The organism is Bradyrhizobium sp. CW1 (assembly GCF_023100665.1).
GTDB classification, from domain to species: domain Bacteria; phylum Pseudomonadota; class Alphaproteobacteria; order Rhizobiales; family Xanthobacteraceae; genus Bradyrhizobium; species Bradyrhizobium canariense_D.
Genome location: NZ_CP064684.1, coordinates 3840920 through 3857706, shown reverse-complemented (window position 1 = coordinate 3857706; position 16787 = coordinate 3840920). Strand labels below are relative to the sequence as shown.

13 protein-coding genes are annotated in these 16787 nt (G+C 64.7%); 8 read left to right on the top strand and 5 right to left on the bottom strand.

The window, feature by feature from the left end; translation table 11 throughout:
• The first annotated feature begins 114 nt into the window (after window positions 1–114).
• Window positions 115–2847 (top strand): EAL domain-containing protein, encoded by a 2733-nt coding sequence (locus IVB54_RS18880; protein WP_247336794.1) that lies wholly within the window; start codon window positions 115–117, stop codon window positions 2845–2847.
• Window positions 2848–3119: 272 nt separating this feature from the next.
• Here IVB54_RS18880 and IVB54_RS18875 read toward each other — a convergent pair whose 3' ends face one another.
• On the bottom strand, window positions 3120–4457 hold the full coding sequence (locus IVB54_RS18875) for a S41 family peptidase (protein WP_026233497.1): 1338 nt from the start codon (window positions 4455–4457) through the stop codon (window positions 3120–3122).
• A 304-nt stretch (window positions 4458–4761) separates the two neighbouring features.
• Here IVB54_RS18875 and IVB54_RS18870 point away from each other — a divergent pair, with 304 nt between their 5' ends.
• The 6 genes from IVB54_RS18870 (at window position 4762) to IVB54_RS18845 (ending at window position 10152) form a co-directional block, all read left to right on the top strand.
• Complete coding sequence (locus IVB54_RS18870) at window positions 4762–5895, top strand: alpha-hydroxy acid oxidase (protein ID WP_018458083.1); 1134 nt, start codon at window positions 4762–4764, stop codon at window positions 5893–5895.
• Between the two features lie 14 nt (window positions 5896–5909).
• A complete protein-coding gene (locus IVB54_RS18865; protein ID WP_085395035.1) occupies window positions 5910–6536 on the top strand; it encodes an HAD family phosphatase in 627 nt (208 codons plus the stop codon).
• Between the two features lie 167 nt (window positions 6537–6703).
• Window positions 6704–6895 (top strand): hypothetical protein, encoded by a 192-nt coding sequence (locus IVB54_RS18860; RefSeq protein ID WP_026233498.1) that lies wholly within the window; start codon window positions 6704–6706, stop codon window positions 6893–6895.
• A 238-nt stretch (window positions 6896–7133) separates the two neighbouring features.
• Window positions 7134–8345: a gephyrin-like molybdotransferase Glp gene (glp, locus tag IVB54_RS18855; protein ID WP_085395034.1), complete on the top strand. Its 1212-nt coding sequence runs from the start codon at window positions 7134–7136 to the stop codon at window positions 8343–8345.
• A 176-nt stretch (window positions 8346–8521) separates the two neighbouring features.
• The gene (lexA, locus tag IVB54_RS18850) at window positions 8522–9223 is read left to right on the top strand and encodes a transcriptional repressor LexA (protein ID WP_026233499.1); all 702 of its coding nucleotides are present in this window, start codon (window positions 8522–8524) and stop codon (window positions 9221–9223) included.
• 494 nt (window positions 9224–9717) lie between these two features.
• The gene (locus tag IVB54_RS18845; protein ID WP_018458088.1) at window positions 9718–10152 is read left to right on the top strand and encodes a hypothetical protein; all 435 of its coding nucleotides are present in this window, start codon (window positions 9718–9720) and stop codon (window positions 10150–10152) included.
• Window positions 10153–10290: 138 nt separating this feature from the next.
• On the opposite strand, the gene IVB54_RS18840 is transcribed toward IVB54_RS18845, so the two are convergent.
• The 4 genes from IVB54_RS18840 to IVB54_RS18825 form a co-directional block, all read right to left on the bottom strand.
• Window positions 10291–12570, bottom strand: coding sequence for a ComEC/Rec2 family competence protein (locus tag IVB54_RS18840; RefSeq protein ID WP_247336797.1), 2280 nt, complete (start codon window positions 12568–12570; stop codon window positions 10291–10293).
• Between the two features lie 95 nt (window positions 12571–12665).
• Entirely contained in the window at window positions 12666–12899 is a 234-nt protein-coding gene (locus IVB54_RS18835; RefSeq protein WP_007610829.1) for a DUF2171 domain-containing protein, read from the bottom strand.
• 84 nt (window positions 12900–12983) lie between these two features.
• Window positions 12984–13370, bottom strand: coding sequence for a nuclear transport factor 2 family protein (locus tag IVB54_RS18830; protein WP_018458090.1), 387 nt, complete (start codon window positions 13368–13370; stop codon window positions 12984–12986).
• Window positions 13371–13389: 19 nt separating this feature from the next.
• Window positions 13390–15066, bottom strand: coding sequence for a glutamine--tRNA ligase/YqeY domain fusion protein (locus IVB54_RS18825; RefSeq protein WP_085395031.1), 1677 nt, complete (start codon window positions 15064–15066; stop codon window positions 13390–13392).
• A gap of 166 nt (window positions 15067–15232) precedes the next feature.
• Here IVB54_RS18825 and gltX point away from each other — a divergent pair, with 166 nt between their 5' ends.
• Window positions 15233–16660, top strand: coding sequence for a glutamate--tRNA ligase (gltX, locus tag IVB54_RS18820; protein WP_085353254.1), 1428 nt, complete (start codon window positions 15233–15235; stop codon window positions 16658–16660).
• Window positions 16661–16787: the final 127 nt, after the last annotated feature.

Below are 16787 nucleotides of genomic sequence, written 5' to 3'. Positions count from 1 at the left end.
CTTCACGGCCCATTAACCCAGCTTGCTAACTTCGCCTCCACTCCGTTCCCGTAAACCAACGGATGTTTCCGGGGCCAAGAATTGACCCTGGCGTGTGCACGACAACGATCGATCATGATGACGGGATTCGGCAGTCGCCTTTTTGACCAGGCCTTCGTGCGCAGCGGACCGATCCGCTGGCTGGTGGTGGGCGGCACGCTGTTGATCGCTGCGATCGCCGTCGGCGCGACGCTGATGGCGCAGAATTTCCGCGAACGTGCGCTGCGCAGCTCCGGGCGCGAGCTGGAAAACACCGTGCTGATGCTGGCCCATCATTTCGACCAGCAATTGCAGGATTTCGCGGTCATCCAGAAGGATTTCGTCGACTACGTCCGCGCAAGCGGCATCACCAGTGCGGCGGACTATCGCAAGCGCCTCGCCGGCCAGGACCTCCACCGGATGCTGCGTTCGAAGATCGAGGCACTGCCCTACATGGGCGGCGTCAATATCATCGATGCCGAAGGCAATTTGATCAATTCGTCGGCGGCATGGCCGGCCCCGAACGTGAACGTTGCCGATCGCGCCTATTTCCAGACCTTCCGGTACGATCCCGACGCTCCCGACGTCCTGATCGAGCCACTCTACAGTCGCATCTCCGGCGCATGGACCATCCTGATCGTGCGCAAGGTCGTCGGACCGAACGGCGAATTCATGGGTGTGGTCGGACGCGGCATTGAGCCGGCAAACTTCGAAAAATTCTTCGAGTCCGCCGTGCTCGGCGAAAGCACGACGATCTCGATGCTGCACCGGGACGGCATGATGCTCGCCCGTTATCCCCATTCCAGTGAATTGATGGGACGGAATTTCAAGAACGGTCCGTTCGCGCATCAAAGGGTTTTCGGGCTCGACCATTTTACCGGCCGCTTCATGAGCCCCGTCGACGGCGAGGACCGGCTGATTTCCTCACATGCCCTGCCTCACTTCCCGATCCTGATGATGGCCACCACGACGCGCGCGACGGCCCTGACGGACTGGCGCGAGCAGATCGGCATCCTGATCTCGGTCGCGGCCTCTTCCGCGCTCGCCATCGCGGGCGTGTTGATCGCGATCGTTCGCAAGCTCCTGGAGCAGCATCGTCTTTCGCGGGAACGGCTGACGCTGGAAAAGCAGCGTCTCGACCGCGCCGTCAACAACATGACCCAGGGCCTGCTGCTGTTCGACGCCTCGCAGCAGCTCGTGATCTGCAATCAGCGCTACATCGAGATGTACGGGCTGTCGGCCGAAATCGTGAGACCCGGCTGCAGCTTTCACGACATCATTGCACACCGCAAAGCCACCGGCTCGTTCACCGGCGATGCGGACCAGTATGTCGCACGGGTCCTGCGCGACGTCCACGTGCGCAATTCCATGGTGGTCGAGACCTCCGACGGTCGCTCGATCCAGATCGTGAACGAACCGCTCACGGATGGCGGCTGGGTGGCGACGCATGAGGACATCACGGAGCGCCGGCGTATCGAGGAGCGCATCACCCATCTCGCTCATTACGACGCACTGACCGACCTGCCCAACCGCACCATGTTCCACGAGCATCTGCGTCAGGAACTCGATCTCGTCGCCGGCGGCGAACAACTCGCGGTGCACTACATCGACATCGACGAGTTCAAGGGCGTCAACGACGCGCTCGGGCATCTCGTCGGCGACGAGCTCCTGAAGTCGGTCGCGCAGAGCCTCCACCGCTGTGCGGGGCCGGCGGACTTCGTGGCGCGCCTCGGCGGCGACGAATTTGCCATCGTCCAGAGCGCGGTGACATCGCTGGATCAGGTCAACGAACTCGTCGCGCGGGTGTTTGAGGCCATCCGCGCGCCGTTCGACTGCATGGGACATCATCTTGCCACCGACGCCAGCATCGGCATCGCGCTGGCGCCGCAACATGGAACGGCGCTGGACCAGATCCTGAAGAACGCGGATATGGCGATGTACGCCGCCAAAGCCGCCGGGCGCCGCACCTACCGTTTTTTCGAGCCGGAGATGGACGCCAAGATCCACGAGCGGCGGCAGCTCGAGATCGCCCTGCGCCACGCCATCGCCCAAGGCGGACGCGAAGGCGGCCTCGAGGTGTATTACCAGCCCTGCCTCAGCCTGAAGGACGACCGCATCACCGGCTGCGAGGCGCTGGTGCGCTGGCGCCATCCCGAGCGCGGCATGGTCTCGCCGGCCGAGTTCATTCCGATCGCCGAGGACACCGGCCTGATCAACGAGATCGGCGAATGGGTGCTGGCGACCGCCTGCCGGGACGCGGCGAACTGGCCCGACGACATCCGCCTCGCCGTCAACGTCTCGCCGGTGCAATTCAAGAGCGGCACGCTGGCGCTGAAGATCATGGCGGCGCTTGCCGCCTCCAATTTGTCGGCGAGCCGGCTCGAGCTCGAAATCACCGAGGCGGTGCTGATCCGCGACGACGACACGGCGCTTGCGATCCTGCATCAACTCCGCGCCATCGGCGTCCGCATCGCGCTGGACGATTTCGGCACCGGCTACTCCTCGCTAAGCTATCTGCACCGCTTCCCGTTCGACAAGATCAAGATCGACCGCTGCTTCGTCAACGACATCGCCGGCCCCGACGGCTCCGCCAGCATCGTGCAGGCGCTCGTCAATCTCGCGGCCGCCCGCCGCATGACCACCACGGCCGAGGGCGTCGAGACCGAGGAGCAGCAGCGGTTGCTGCGCGCGCTCGGCTGCTCCGAGATGCAGGGTTATCTGTTCAGCGCCGCAAAGCCCGCCGACAAGGTGCTGGAGCTGTTCGCAGCTCATCGCAGCCGTCTCGCCCGGCGTAATGGCGAGGAAGGCCGGCGCCGCGAGGCAAGCTAGTTCGACCTCGTGGTCGGCGCAGCGGCATTCCCAGAAGCTCTCCTCGATACACACGACGCAGGGTGTCGCGGAGGTCATGCAATTGCTGGAGTTGCGGGTCCAGCGGCGCGGTCTGGTCGAGCGCGACCGCGCCCGCCGCTGGGCCGAGCGCGATGGCTGCTACGAGGCCACCTTCGCGGCCATGAACCCGAGCTGACACAGCGTCCCGAAACAAGTTCGCCCGGGAACGGCTATCCGCTCCCGGGCGATCAACACCTTACCGTCGCGAGCGCCTAGTTCGGCACCGCAGCCTTCGACGCCGGCTTGGCGGCGACCGCATTCGCGGTTTGGCCGTGCAGGAAGTCGTAGGCCGTATGCAGGGCCTTGTCGTCTTTCGCTTCCGGTGGGACATAGGACTGCGACCCGGTCTGCTCGGTGCCGTCGGCTGCCTGGAGATGACCGCGCATCTGGGACTCCGCCATGGTGTCCATCCGGCCCTTCAGCTCGGGCGGCACGTCTTGGAGGATCTCGATGTCGGGCGCGATGCCCTGGGCCTGGATCGAGCGGCCCGAGGGCGTGTAGTAGCGCGCCGTGGTCAGCGCCAGCGCGCCGTTGCCGGTGCCGAGCGGAATGATGGTCTGCACCGAGCCCTTGCCGAACGAGCGCGTGCCGATCAGCGTCGCGCGCTTGTGGTCATGCAGCGCGCCGGCCACGATTTCCGAGGCTGAGGCGGAGCCGCCGTTGACGAGAACCACCAGCGGCTTGCCCTTGGTGAGGTCGCCACCATGGGCGGTAAAGCGCTGGGTCTCTTCCGGATTGCGGCCGCGGGTCGAGACGACCTCGCCACGCTGCAGGAACGCGCTCGACACCGACACGGCCTGGTCGAGCAATCCGCCCGGATTGTTGCGCAGGTCCATCACGTAGCCTACCAGCTTCTCCGGCGGAACCTCCTTGGTGATCGATGCGATCGCCTTCTTCAGGCCATCGGTGGTCTGCTCGTTGAACGAGGTGACGCGGATATAGCCGATATCCCCGTTCTCGACGTGGAAGCGCACGGGACGCACATGGATGATCTCGCGCTTGATCGCGACGTCGAGCGGGGCGTCGGCGCCCTTGCGCACGATCGTGAGCTTGGTCTGGGTCTCGACCGGCCCCTTCATCTTGTTGACGGCCTGCTCGAGCGTCATGCCCTGCACGGCATCGCCGTCGATCTTGCTGATGAGGTCGCCCGACATGATGCCGGCCTTGGATGCCGGCGTGTCGTCGATCGGCGAGACGACCTTGACCAGCCCCTCCTCCATCGTGACCTCGATGCCGAGCCCGCCGAACTCGCCGGAGGTGGTCTCCTGCATCTCGGTCCAGGCCTTGTCGTTCATGTAGCGCGAGTGCGGATCGAGCGAGGTCACCATGCCGGTGATCGCGCCTTCGATCAGCTTGGCATTGTCAGGCTTCTCGACATAGCTCGCCTTCACCCGCTCGAACACTTCGCCGAACAGATTGAGCTTGGAATAGGCGTCATCCGCGCTCGCTGCCGCCCGTGCCGCCCATACGCCGCCGTGCGGACTGGCTACCAAAAGGGTCAGACACGCTCCGGTGAGCGCGCCCAGTGGAAACAGCAGGGTTTTCCGCATGGATAGGCTGGCCTTTTTGCTTCGCGGTTCGGTGGGGCTGGGAGCCGCCATGCAAATGGCGATCCAGCCTGCTTCTCACAATACCATTCTGGTTTCTTCAAGGCCGGGATGCCACGCCGGCGGGTACACCGTAAAAATCGGTTGGTCCGGACCCAAACTTTCGGCAACGTTGCAGGACCGGTTCGTGCGCCGCGGGGGTCGGCCGGCCGGCCCGCGCCTCGCAGCCATGCCATTTTAGGATGGTTTTGGCGCCCCGGACGGGTTAGGCGATCAGGGAAGGCTTCAAATTCTCGGGAGGATAACAATGAACGAAGCACCCCGCATCCAACCGGAAAGGAACGTCGAGCTCGGCGCTAGCACCGAGCCGTTCCAGAATCTGCATGAATTCATCCGGAAAGCCCGCGCCAACCTCAACCAGAATGCATGGGACTATATCGTCGGCGCGGCCGAGACCGAGACCACGATGCGTCGCAACCGCATGGCGCTGGACGAGATCGCTTTCCGCCCGCGCGTGCTGCGCGATGTTCGCAAGGTTACAGGTTCGGTCGAACAGTTCGGCCGCAAGATGCGCCTGCCCGTGGTCCTCGCCCCGGTCGGCGCGCTCGAGATCTTCGATCCGGATGGTGCGGCGAGCGTGGCACGCGCCTGCGGCACTTTCGGTGCGGCGCACATGCTCAGTTCGGTGTCCGAGCCCGGCCTAGAAAAGACCGCCGAAGCTGCGTCCGACGCGCTGCGGCTCTACCAGCTCTATGTGCGCGGCGATGACGCCTTCGTCGCCGACGTCGTCAGCCGGGCCGAGAAGAACGCCTACGCCGCCTTCTGCCTGACCGTCGACACCGCCCACTACAGCCGCCGCGAACGTGACATCGCCAAGCGCTACGTTCGCGAGAGCCGCTTGCGCGCCACCGGGGGCGATTACCAGAAGGGTCTGGAGTGGCGGACGGTGAAGATGATCAAGGACAAGTTCAAGATCCCGCTGATCCTCAAGGGCATCGCGACGCCAGAGGACGCGCTGATCGCGATCGATCACGGCGTCGAATGGATCTACGTCTCCAACCATGGCGGCCGTCAGCTCGATCACGGTCGCGGCGCCATGCACGTGCTGCCCGAGATCGTCGACGCCGTGAACGGCCGCGCCAAGATCATGGTCGATGGCGGTGTCTGTCGCGGCACCGACATCGTCAAGGCGATCGCGGCGGGCGCCGACCTCGTCGGCATCGGCCGGCTGCAATGCTGGGCGCTGGCGGCGGCCGGCGAAGCCGGCGTGGCGCGCATGCTGGAACTGCTCGAGGACGAAGTGCTGCGCTGCCTCGGCCTCTTGGGTGCGACCTCGTTCGCCGAGGTCAACAAATCCTGCCTGCACCAGGCGACCGCAACCAACGCGCCGAGTGTGTTCAGCGCGTTTCCGCTGTTCGACCACGAGCCGTATCGATACTGAGTGAAAGGACGCAGGTGACATCGCTCTCTCCCGGCAGCGCGGATGCGCTCCTGTTCGATCTCGGCCGCGTCGTGCTCGATATCGATTTCTCCAAGGCGATCGCCTGCTGGGCGGGACATGCCGGCTGCAAGCCCGAAGCCATCGTCGCGCGCTATGTGCGGGACAGCGAAGCCTATCGGTTGCACGAGATGGGGAAGATCAGCGATGAGGACTATTTCGCCTCATTGCGAGCCTCGCTCGGAATCGGCATTTCGGATGCGCAGTTCCTGGAAGGCTGGAACGCGATTTTCGCCGGCGAAATGCCTGACATCGCCGAGCTGCTGCCGCGCGCAGCGAAACAGATGCCGCTCTATGCTTTCTCCAACACCAACCGGCCGCACGTGGACCATTTCTCGAGGGAATATGCCGACCTCCTCGGCCATTTCCGCGAGCTGTATTTGTCGTCCAGCATCGGCCTGCGCAAACCGGATGCGGAGGCCTTCGACCACGTCGTTGCGGCGATCGGCGTGCCCGCCGGGCGCATCGTGTTCTTCGACGATCTTGCCGAAAACATCGAGGGAGCGCGCGCGCGCGGCTTGACGGCGGTGCATGTGACCTCGCCGCGTGACGTCGGGAACGCATTGAAGGCATTGGGCATTTGACGACGGTCCGTTGTCGCGAAACCCACGACGGCACGGCCCGACGGACCAATTTTGAAAAATTGAGGAACCGGATCACTTTGTACATTTTTATACAGAGTTCCGGGAACGGAATACCGCCTTCCGGACTCTTAGAGTCCGTTGGGACTTCTACGGACGGATGCATCATCGTGCTGGGCAAAACCTACCTCACCAAGCAGGCCTCTCTTCTTCTTGAATTCGCGAGGACAACTTCAGATTCGGACCTTTCCGCCAAGCTTGTGAGCAAGGCCGCCGACCTGAAATCCCAAGCCGACCCGCTGCCCGACAAGGATCAGGGATCCAAGGCGCCCGACGTAACTCCCGGGCAGGCAGGGAGCTGATCGATTCAGGCCATGGCGCGTTCTCGCCTTGCCATGATTTTCGTCGCTTCCATGACCACTCTCCTGCCGATCTGTGACCTCCTTCGGATCATGCCGCGACGCGCTTGATCCTGCCTTCCGGAACAATGTGAAGGGGCGGGATGACTGTGCCTGCTCAGCCGCTTTTGCCTCTGCGCCTGCGCTCGGCTAGAAGACGTGCGGAACATTCGCCCGAACGTGCCGAGCAGGAGTTTTCGCCGTGGCCTTGATGCCGGTTTCTGACGCGCTTGCCGCGGTGCTGGCGGGTGCAGAGCCGCTGCCGGAAGAAATGATTTCCCTCGACGAGGCCTACCATCGCGTGCTCGCGCGTGACGTCGTGGCGCGGCGCACGCAGCCGCCGCAAGCGATGTCGGCGATGGACGGCTACGCGGTGCGCGCGGCCGACGCCGCGACGATCGATTCGGAGCTCACCGTCATCGGCGAAGTCGCAGCGGGCCGACCGTTCGAGGGGACGGTCGGAGCCGGCGAGGCCGTGCGGATCTTCACCGGCGGCGTCATTCCCTTTGGCGCGGACGCCGTCGTGATCCAGGAGGACACGGTCGCCGCCGGCAAGCGCATCACGATCAAGGAAGCCGCGATCGCCGGCCGGCACATCCGCCCCGCCGGCGTCGATTTCCGCGAGGGCGACGTGCTCCTGCGCAAGGGAAGCCGTCTGACCGAGCGAGACCTCGCGCTCGCCGCCGGGATGAATCATCCGCACCTTGCCGTTGTCAGGCGTCCGAAGGTCGCGATTCTCGCCACCGGCGACGAGCTGGTGATGCCGGGCACCACGCCCGGCCACGGCCAGATCGTCTATTCCAACGGCTACGCCCTGCACGCGCTCGCCCGCAGCGAGGGCGCCGAGACCATCGACCTCGGTATTGCCGCCGACACGCTCGAGGCCACCACCGCCGGCATCCGCCGCGCCCGCGAGAGCGGCGCCGACGTCCTGATCACGACCGGCGGCGCATCGGTCGGCGACCACGATCTGGTCCAGCAGGCACTGCGGGACGAAGGCATCGCGATGGCGTTCTGGAAGATCGCGATGCGGCCAGGCAAGCCGATGATGCACGGGCGACTCGGCGCAATGGGTGTGATCGGCCTGCCGGGCAATCCCGTATCGTCCTACGTGTGCGCTTTCCTGTTCATGGTGCCGCTGATTCGCGCCCTGTCGGGCCGTTCAGTGATTCACCATCGCCGTGAACGCGCCGTGCTCGGCCGCGACGTCGGCGCCAACGACCAGCGCGAGGACTATCTGCGCGCGCATCTTGAGGAGCGTGACGATGGCACACGCGTCGTTGTTCCCGTCAATCATCAGGACTCTTCGCTGCTTGCGAATCTCGCTGCAGCACAGGTACTTCTCGTCCGCGCACCATTCGCGCCGAAGGCCGAAGCCGGCACGGCTTGCGAAGTGTTGCGGCTCCCCGTCTGAGCGCCCCCGCAACGCGCGTTCCGCGCACTTTGCTCTGTTCACGGTAAATTAAGCAGTTGCGGAACATGTATCGAACATATAGTGTCTGTTCATGATTTGTTTCGAGCATGCAGCGGCTTATGGCCGAATTCAGCGTCTCGGAATCGGACGACATCAACCGGGGGACTTTGGTCGAGATGTTAACGCGCAAACAATACGAGCTTCTGCGGTTCATCAGTGAACGTCTGAAGGAAAGCGGCGTGCCGCCCTCCTTCGACGAGATGAAGGATGCGCTCGATCTGCGCTCGAAGTCGGGCATCCATCGCCTGATCACGGCGCTCGAGGAGCGTGGCTTCATCCGACGCCTGCCCAACCGCGCCCGTGCGATTGAAGTCATCAAGCTGCCGGAGCTCCAGGCAGCCGCTGGCAGCCGCCGCGGCTTCACGCCGAGCGTCATCGAGGGCAATCTCGGCAAGGTGCGTGCGAGCGCGAGCCTGCCCGCTGACGAGGGCGAACGTCCCGTCGCGGTGCCGGTGATGGGCCGCATCGCGGCCGGCACGCCGATCGAGGCGTTGCAGACCCGCAGCCATACTATCAGCGTACCGCCTGACATGCTCGGCTCGGGCGAGCATTACGCGCTGGAAGTGCGCGGCGACTCGATGGTCGAAGCCGGCATTCTCGACGGCGACATGGCCCTGATCCAGCGCAACGAGAGCGCCGATACCGGCGACATCGTGGTGGCGCTGATCGACGACGAGGAAGCGACGCTGAAGCGCTTCCGCCGTCGCGGCGCCTCGATCGCGCTCGAGCCCGCCAACGCGGCCTATGAGGTCCGCATCCTGCCGCCCAACCGGGTGAAGATTCAGGGCAAGCTGATCGGGCTTTACCGGAAGTACTGATACCGGGAGTCCTTTCTATCGGCAGTACTTCATATCGGAAGCACTTCATGCCGGAGGTGCTTGGCGCCTCGCGCGCTTCCGATCGGCATCGCCGGTCAGAGATTGGAGCGGATCATCGTCCGCTCCGGCTGGATAGCCTTTCTGGTTCTGCACAGACTATCCGGCCCCTCCTCCAACGCTGGCTCCTCGCCACGCCGACGAAGCAGCACCGCTTCAAGCAGCACCGCTTCGCGGCTCGGTTGTTCGAGGAAACAGCGACCAGCGGTCAAGTTCGGCCGTTGCAGCCAAGTTGGCAATGTTCGCGTACGCGCCTCCCGAATGCATCGCGGCGAGCTTTGTTCCTATTGAATTCGGGAAAGATAATGTGATCGCGGCTTGCGGAAGCCAGCCGCAGATTTGCCCACAACCAAGCACAGCGTTCGTGCTTCCACTCTGATAGAGGCCTGCGCCTCGATAAGAGACGCGGGTTGCTATCCCAGCATGAGGAGCACCCGATGTGTGACTACAGCCTACATGCCGTCGCGTCGCGCCCCGCCGAAGTCGGCGAGACGATCGTCACGACAAGCTTCCGCGGCACCTCGACGCGCGGCTTCGCCTCTGCAGCCGATCCGTCCGTCGCCGTCTGCCTGCTGCCGGGGACGGAGCTCGCCTTCGCCGACGACGTCCGCTACGACAATCGCTGGATCTGGACGCGCACCATCAATTCCCGCGTCGGCAAGTTCGGCAAGATCGATCCGCACGTTCCCGACCGCCATCATGATGCGATCGAATTCCCCGACGGCAAATACGTGCTGGTGACGCAGCTCGTCGAAGGCCAGCGCGCGACGGTGCTGCAACTGCCGGTGACTCAGTCGGTCACCGAGCGCGAGCACAAGGCGCAGATCACCGCCGACAGGCAGCCGACCGTCACGCACCTGCCGATCGGCTGACAGAGCCGCCCTCCGGCTACGAGGTCGGAGGTCAGGATTGAATCGCCATCGCCGGCCGTGGCCGGCGAGATGGTGTGGTTTGCGCCCCGCGAATCCGAACGGACGCACCGAACCACTGCGTTGCTCCGCACCATCAGATCAATCGTCGGCTTGCAGGTCGGTGTCCGCCGGCGTTGCGTCCTTGATGCGAGGCGCGGTCGACTTTGGCGCGAGGCTGCCGTCGAAATCACCCTCGCCGGCGCCGGCCGGCAACCAGGGGCGGCTCGTGCCTCTCGCCCTCACTGCCTGAACCACAAAACCGTCACCACGCTGCGTCAGCGCCAGCGCGCTCTGGCTGGCGAGCCGCTGCCGATCGACCACCATCGCCGCGCAATCGGGCGGCGCGGGACGAGTCGTCACCACCAGGGCGGCCCGACTGCAATCGTCTGCGAGAGCGTCGACGCGCAGTGCCAGCGCGACCAGCCTCCCGTCGGCCAGTGGCGTCACGCAGCCGGATTCGTCGCAGGACACGCCATCGGCAAGCGAGGCTCTGCCCGCATCGCGCGGATCGGCGTCGGCAGCGAGCCATTCCTTGAGCAGAAAGCCGTCCTTGTTCGTCCTGATCAGGTGCAGATATCCGTCCCTGCCCCGCACCGCGACGCTCGCGCCATCCCCGGCAATCAGGATGTCGGGCTGCCGCGCCGACAGTCCCCAGAGGATCGCTGCCAGCAGCACCAGGGCGCCGGACCAGCGCAGCGGCGTGCGCAACAAGCCGAGCACAATGATTCCCAGGCTCGCCGCGATCAGCGGCGCGATCCCGAACGCCGGGATGCGGCCCACCGCGCCCGGCAAGGCCGCGACCCAGCGCGAGACCGCGACCATCCACTCGATGCCAATCCCCATCAGCCACCAGAACACGCTGTCCAGCCCGAACGGCGCAGCAAGCAGCCCCAACAGCCCCGCCGGCATCACCAGCGCAGAGACCACGGGCATCGCGCCGAGATTGGCGAGCACGCCGAACGGCGTGACACGGTGGAAATGAAAGGCGGCATAGGGCGTGGTCGCAAGTCCCGCAATCAGCGAAGCCATGAACAGCATCGCAATCTCGCGCCCACCCCACATCGCAATGCGCGCAGTCGCCGAATTGTCCGGCGAGGCAAACAAATTGGGCATGCCGATTTGCACCAGTGCGACCAAGCCGAGCGTTGCCGCAAACGACATCTGAAAACTCGGATGCACCAGCGCTTCCGGCGCGACCGCCAGCACGATCAGCGCAGCCACAGCAAGCGTGCGGAAGGTGATGGCGCGGCGATCGACCATCACCGCGATCAGCACCACCGCCGTCATGAAGAACGACCTTTGCGTGGCGACCTCCGCGCCCGACAGCAGCAGGTAGAACGCAGCGGCGACCAGCGCGGCGGCGGCCGACCATTTCTTGATGGCGAAGCCGGCTGCCAGTCCGGGGATCAGAGCGAGCAGCGCGCGCACCGCGAAGAACACGACGCCGGCAACGACGGCCATGTGATAACCGGAGATCGAGAGCACGTGGCCGAGGCCGGAGATGAACATCGCATCGTTGACGGGCGTGGTGATCGCATCGCGCCGCCCGGTGAGCAGCGCGGTCGCGATCGCCCGATTGTCGCCGTCGAGCGTCGCCCGGATGCGGGCATCGATCGCATCGCGCAGGCCTTGCATGAAGGCCGCGTAACGCAGCCGTAAGCCGCCGGTCTCAGGCGGCGACGCCACCGTGATGGCGCCCATCGCGAAGCCGGAGGCGCCGATGCCCTGGAAGAACATGTCACGCGAAAAGTCGTAGCTGCCGGGCCGCACCGGCGCGAGTGGCGGCATCAGCCGTGCCTTCAGCTGAACGAAGCTACCGACCTCCGGCGCGGTGCCCTTGCGGACCGACAGGCGCACGCGCTCGAGCCTGACGTCGCTGCGCTGCGCCTCCATCGCCGTGACGCGCAGCACGAAACGATCGGTACGCTCGCGGATGTCGCGAGCCTCGACGAAGCCCGACAACGACACCGAATAGAGCGCCCTTGCCAGCACCGGGTGGGCGATGCGCGCCGTCTTCCAGGTTGCGACGGCAAAGCCGGCCGCGACCGCCGCGATCATGATGGCCGGGGCGAACAGCCGGCTCCGCCGCAACAGAGCCGCGCCAAGCAGGAGCGCGATGGCGGTCGTGGCAACGACCCACAGCACCGGCTCATGATCGGCAGAGAAATAAAGCGCGATGCCGCAGCCAAACGCGACGGGCACCCACGGCAACAGCCGCCCGGCGCCCGCCTCGGCGCGCAGCCAGGCGCGGAGGGTCTCGGCCAGCGATGTCCAGAGGTCGAGGCCTGCAGGCGCGAGGCCGCCCGCGGACGCGGCGCGGCCCGCGGGCCACGTCCCCGCGATCCCCTGCGATCGTACCGGCCGGCCCGGCTCCGCCATTCCCTGCACTCGATGATACGCAACGAAGCCAGAAGCTACCGGAACGTGCAGGTGGGCGGATAGCGGTACGGATCAGGAACGAAGGGGCGCGGCCGCTACTTTTCCTCTTCCATCGTCACGGCCACATCCGCCTTGGCCGACAGCCTGACCTTGTTGCCCTCGATATCGGCGACGAGGCCCTTGTCGATGAAGTGATGATGGCCCTTGTGGCTGCCCTCGCCGCTGTCCTTCTTGGTCAGCTTGATGCGATTGCCTTCGACCTTGTCGACGGTGCCGATGTGGACGCCGTCGGCGCCGATCACTTCCATATGCTCTGCGATGTTCTGCATGGTGGGTTCCTTGTTGGACCCACCCCAACGCGCGGGGAGCACGTTCGTTCTCTCACGAGAATGACGAAGCCGTGTGCCCGCTCGTCAGATCAGCGGCGCCTGCGACGAAGCATGGTGATTGACGATCTTCCACTCGCCGTCCTCGCGCATGATGACCCAGCTCATCTTGACCGAGAAATCGGGGCGTTCGCCGGCGAGATCGAACGAGATGGTCGCGGCCATATTGATCAGATCAGGACCTGCCTGCGCCGCCGTCACCTCGGAAAACACCGCGCTCGGCTTGCGCCAGCGCGGCAGGCCGTTGAAATAGTCTGCGACGCCGGCCCTGCCCCGGTAGAGCTTTGGGTTGGAGCCGAAGAAGAAGGCATTCCTCGCATAGAGCGATGAGAGCGCGGCCGCATCGAGCGTGGCGAAGCCGGCGCGCCATTTCGCGATGATGCCGGAAACGATAGCGTCGGCTTCGTTGCTCATTGTGGTCTCGCAGCTCTTTTCAGCCTTTGGCAACTTCCTTCGCGAACGTGTCGCGCAGACCGATAGTCCTGGAAAATACCGGTCTGTCGGACGTCGAGTCCTTGTCGCGCACGAAATAGCCCTGGCGCTCGAACTGCATCGGCTCGGTCGAATTGCTTTCCGCGACCGATGCCTCGACGCGGGCATTAGCGAGAATTTCCAGTGACTGCGGATTGAGGTCGGCGGCGAAGTTCGAGGCGTCCGGGCTCGGTTTGGCAAACAGCTGATTGTAGATGCGGATTTCCGCGGGCACGGATGTCGCCGCCGGCAGCCAGTGCATGGTGGCCTTGACCTTGCGGCCATCGGGCGCGTTGCCGCCCTTGGTCGCGGGATCGTAGGTGCAGCGCAGCTCCACCACCTCGCCGGCATCGTTCTTGATCACGCCGGTGCACTTGACGAAATAGGCGTAGCGCAGCCGCACCTCGTTGCCCGGCGACAGACGGAAGAACTTTTTCGGCGGGTTCTCCATGAAGTCGTCCTGCTCGATATAGAGCTCACGGCCGAACGTGATCTTGCGGGTGCCGGCGGAGGGATCATCCGGATGGTTGATCGCCTCGAGCTCCTCGGTCTGCCCCTCGGGATAATTCTCGATCACGATCTTGAGCGGCTTAAGCACCGCCATGCGCCGCTGCGACGTGCGGTTCAATTCCTCGCGGATGCAGAATTCCAGCATGCCGACGTCGACCACGCTATTGGCTTTCGCAACGCCGATGCGCTTGACGAATTCGCGAAGCGCGGCCGGCGGCACGCCGCGGCGGCGCATGCCCGCCATGGTGGGCATGCGCGGGTCGTCCCAGCCCGCGACATGGCCCTCGCGGACGAGCTGGGTCAGCACACGCTTGGACAGCAGCGTGTAGGTCAGGTTCAGCCGCGCGAATTCGTACTGGTGCGGCTTCGAGGGCACCGGCAGCTTCTCGATGAACCAGTCGTAGAGCGGCCGATGGTCCTCGAACTCCAGCGTGCAGATCGAGTGCGTGATGCCTTCGATGGCGTCCGATTGGCCGTGGGCATAGTCGTAGCTTGGATAGATGCTCCATTTGGTCCCGGTGCGCGGATGGTGCGCATGCAGGATGCGGTACAGCACGGGGTCGCGCAGATTGATGTTGCCCGCACCCATGTCGATCTTGGCCCGCAGCACGCGCGCGCCGTTCGGGAATTCGCCCGCCTTCATGCGACGGAACAGGTCGAGGTTTTCATCCACGGTGCGATCGCGGAACGGCGAGTTCTTGCCGGGCTCGGTCAGCGTGCCGCGCGCAAGACGAATCTGCTCCTGGGTCTGGTCATCGACATAGGCGAGCCCGTCGCGGATCAGCTGCTCCGCCCATTCGTAGAGGCGGTCGAAATAGTCCGAAGCGAAGAACAGGTTCTTGCCCCAGTCGAAGCCGAGCCAGCGCACGTCGGCCTGGATGGAATCGATATATTCCTGCTCTTCCTTGACCGGATTGGTGTCGTCGAAGCGCAGATGGCAACGGCCCGGAAACTCTTGGGCGATGCCGAAATTGAGCGCGATCGACTTGGCGTGGCCGATATGGAGATAACCGTTCGGCTCCGGCGGGAACCGGGTCACGATCTCCTTGTATTTGGCCTCCTCGAGGTCGGCCTGGATGATGTCACGAATGAAATCGCGCCCAACCTCGTTCGCCACCGGTTCTGTCATTACGAAAATCCTGTAGGGAAATCAGCGGCCCTTCTGCCAAATTCCCTTGGCTGAGCCAAGGGCTTAAGCAAGGTCTCAAGCAACCCCTGGCGGTCCGCTGCCGGGCTTTAGTTATGCTCCGGTCCTGTTATATACCAGCGCCTCCAATGCATAGGCCCTGCCAAGAATGACCTCTCCCGTCGTCACCCGTTTCGCTCCTTCGCCGACCGGCTTCCTCCATATCGGGGGCGCGCGCACGGCGCTGTTCAACTGGCTCTATGCGAAGAAGCACGGCGGCAAGATGCTGCTCCGGATCGAGGACACCGACCGGGAGCGCTCCACCGAGGCCGCGATCGGCGCCATCCTCGACGGCCTGAAATGGCTGGAGCTCGGCTGGGATGGCGACGTCATCTACCAGTTCAGCCGCGCCGCCCGCCACCGCGAGGTCGCCGAGCAGCTGCTCGCCGACGGCAAGGCCTATCGCTGCTACGCCACCGCCGAGGAGCTCACCGCGATGCGCGAGAAGGCGCGCGCAGAGGGGCGCACGCGCCTCTATGACGGCCTGTGGCGCGACCGCGATCCGGCGACGGCCCCGACCGACGTAAAGCCCACCATCCGGCTCCGTGCGCCCCAGACCGGCGAGACCGTGATCGAGGACCAGGTCCAGGGCCGCGTGGTCTGGCAGAACGAGAATCTGGATGACCTCGTCCTGCTGCGCGGCGATGGCAACCCGACCTACATGCTCGCTGTGGTGGTCGACGATCACGACATGGGCGTCACCCACGTCATCCGCGGCGACGACCATTTGATCAACGCGGCCCGCCAAAAGCAGATCTACGACGCGATGGGCTGGACGCTGCCGAGCATGTCCCACATCCCCCTGATTCATGGCCCGGACGGCTCAAAGCTCTCCAAGAGGCACGGCGCGCTTGGCGTCGATGCCTACCGCGCCATGGGGTACCTCCCGTCCGCGCTCCGCAACTATCTCGTCCGGCTCGGCTGGAGCCATGGCGACCAGGAAATCTTCTCGACGGAGGAGATGATCGCGGCGTTCGATCTTGCCAGCGTCGGCCGCGCAGCAGCGCGCTTCGATTTTGCCAAGCTGGAAAACCTCAACGGCCACTACATCCGCAATGCCGACGATCAATCACTCGTGAAGATGTTCGAGGACGTGCTCGACCACGTCGTGCCCAGCCGCGACGAGCTTAAGGCCAAGTTAAACGACACCACGCGCGCGCAGCTCCTGAAGGCCATGCCGGCCCTGAAGGAGCGCGCCAAGACGCTGATCGAGCTGATCGACAGCGCCTATTTCATTTTCGCGGACCGGCCGCTGGAGCTTGACCCGAAGGCGGCGGCGCTGCTGACGCCTGAGAACCGCAAGCTGATCGGCCAGCTTCATTCCGCGCTGGAGAAAGTCGAGACGTGGAGCGCGGCCAATGCGGAAGCCGCGCTGCGCGCCTTTGCCGAGGAAAATAGTCTCAAGCTCGGCGCGGTCGCCCAGCCGCTGCGGGCCGCGCTGACCGGTCGGACGACGTCGCCCGGCATATTCGAGGTTTTGGACGTCCTGGGACGCCAGGAAAGCCAGGGCCGGCTTAAGGATCAGGCTAAGGACTAGCTGAGGGCCAGCCTACGACGTAAGTCGACCATGCGTGGCGCCATCTTGCAGCGCACACAGCAATAATATACCCATCTCACCCGTACCTTCTGGAACATCCGGCCTGCCCCGCGATATCTCATCGGGG

Coding starts and splice junctions, on each gene's coding strand:
- IVB54_RS18835 (WP_007610829.1), bottom strand. CDS start 12,899: ATGCAGAACATCGCAGAGCATATGGAAGTGATCGGCGCCGACGGCGTC.
- IVB54_RS18880 (WP_247336794.1), top strand. CDS start 115: ATGATGACGGGATTCGGCAGTCGCCTTTTTGACCAGGCCTTCGTGCGC.
- gltX (WP_085353254.1), top strand. CDS start 15,233: ATGACCTCTCCCGTCGTCACCCGTTTCGCTCCTTCGCCGACCGGCTTC.
- IVB54_RS18870 (WP_018458083.1), top strand. CDS start 4,762: ATGAACGAAGCACCCCGCATCCAACCGGAAAGGAACGTCGAGCTCGGC.
- IVB54_RS18875 (WP_026233497.1), bottom strand. CDS start 4,457: ATGCGGAAAACCCTGCTGTTTCCACTGGGCGCGCTCACCGGAGCGTGT.
- lexA (WP_026233499.1), top strand. CDS start 8,522: ATGTTAACGCGCAAACAATACGAGCTTCTGCGGTTCATCAGTGAACGT.
- IVB54_RS18830 (WP_018458090.1), bottom strand. CDS start 13,370: ATGAGCAACGAAGCCGACGCTATCGTTTCCGGCATCATCGCGAAATGG.
- IVB54_RS18840 (WP_247336797.1), bottom strand. CDS start 12,570: ATGGCGGAGCCGGGCCGGCCGGTACGATCGCAGGGGATCGCGGGGACG.
- IVB54_RS18825 (WP_085395031.1), bottom strand. CDS start 15,066: ATGACAGAACCGGTGGCGAACGAGGTTGGGCGCGATTTCATTCGTGAC.
- IVB54_RS18845 (WP_018458088.1), top strand. CDS start 9,718: ATGTGTGACTACAGCCTACATGCCGTCGCGTCGCGCCCCGCCGAAGTC.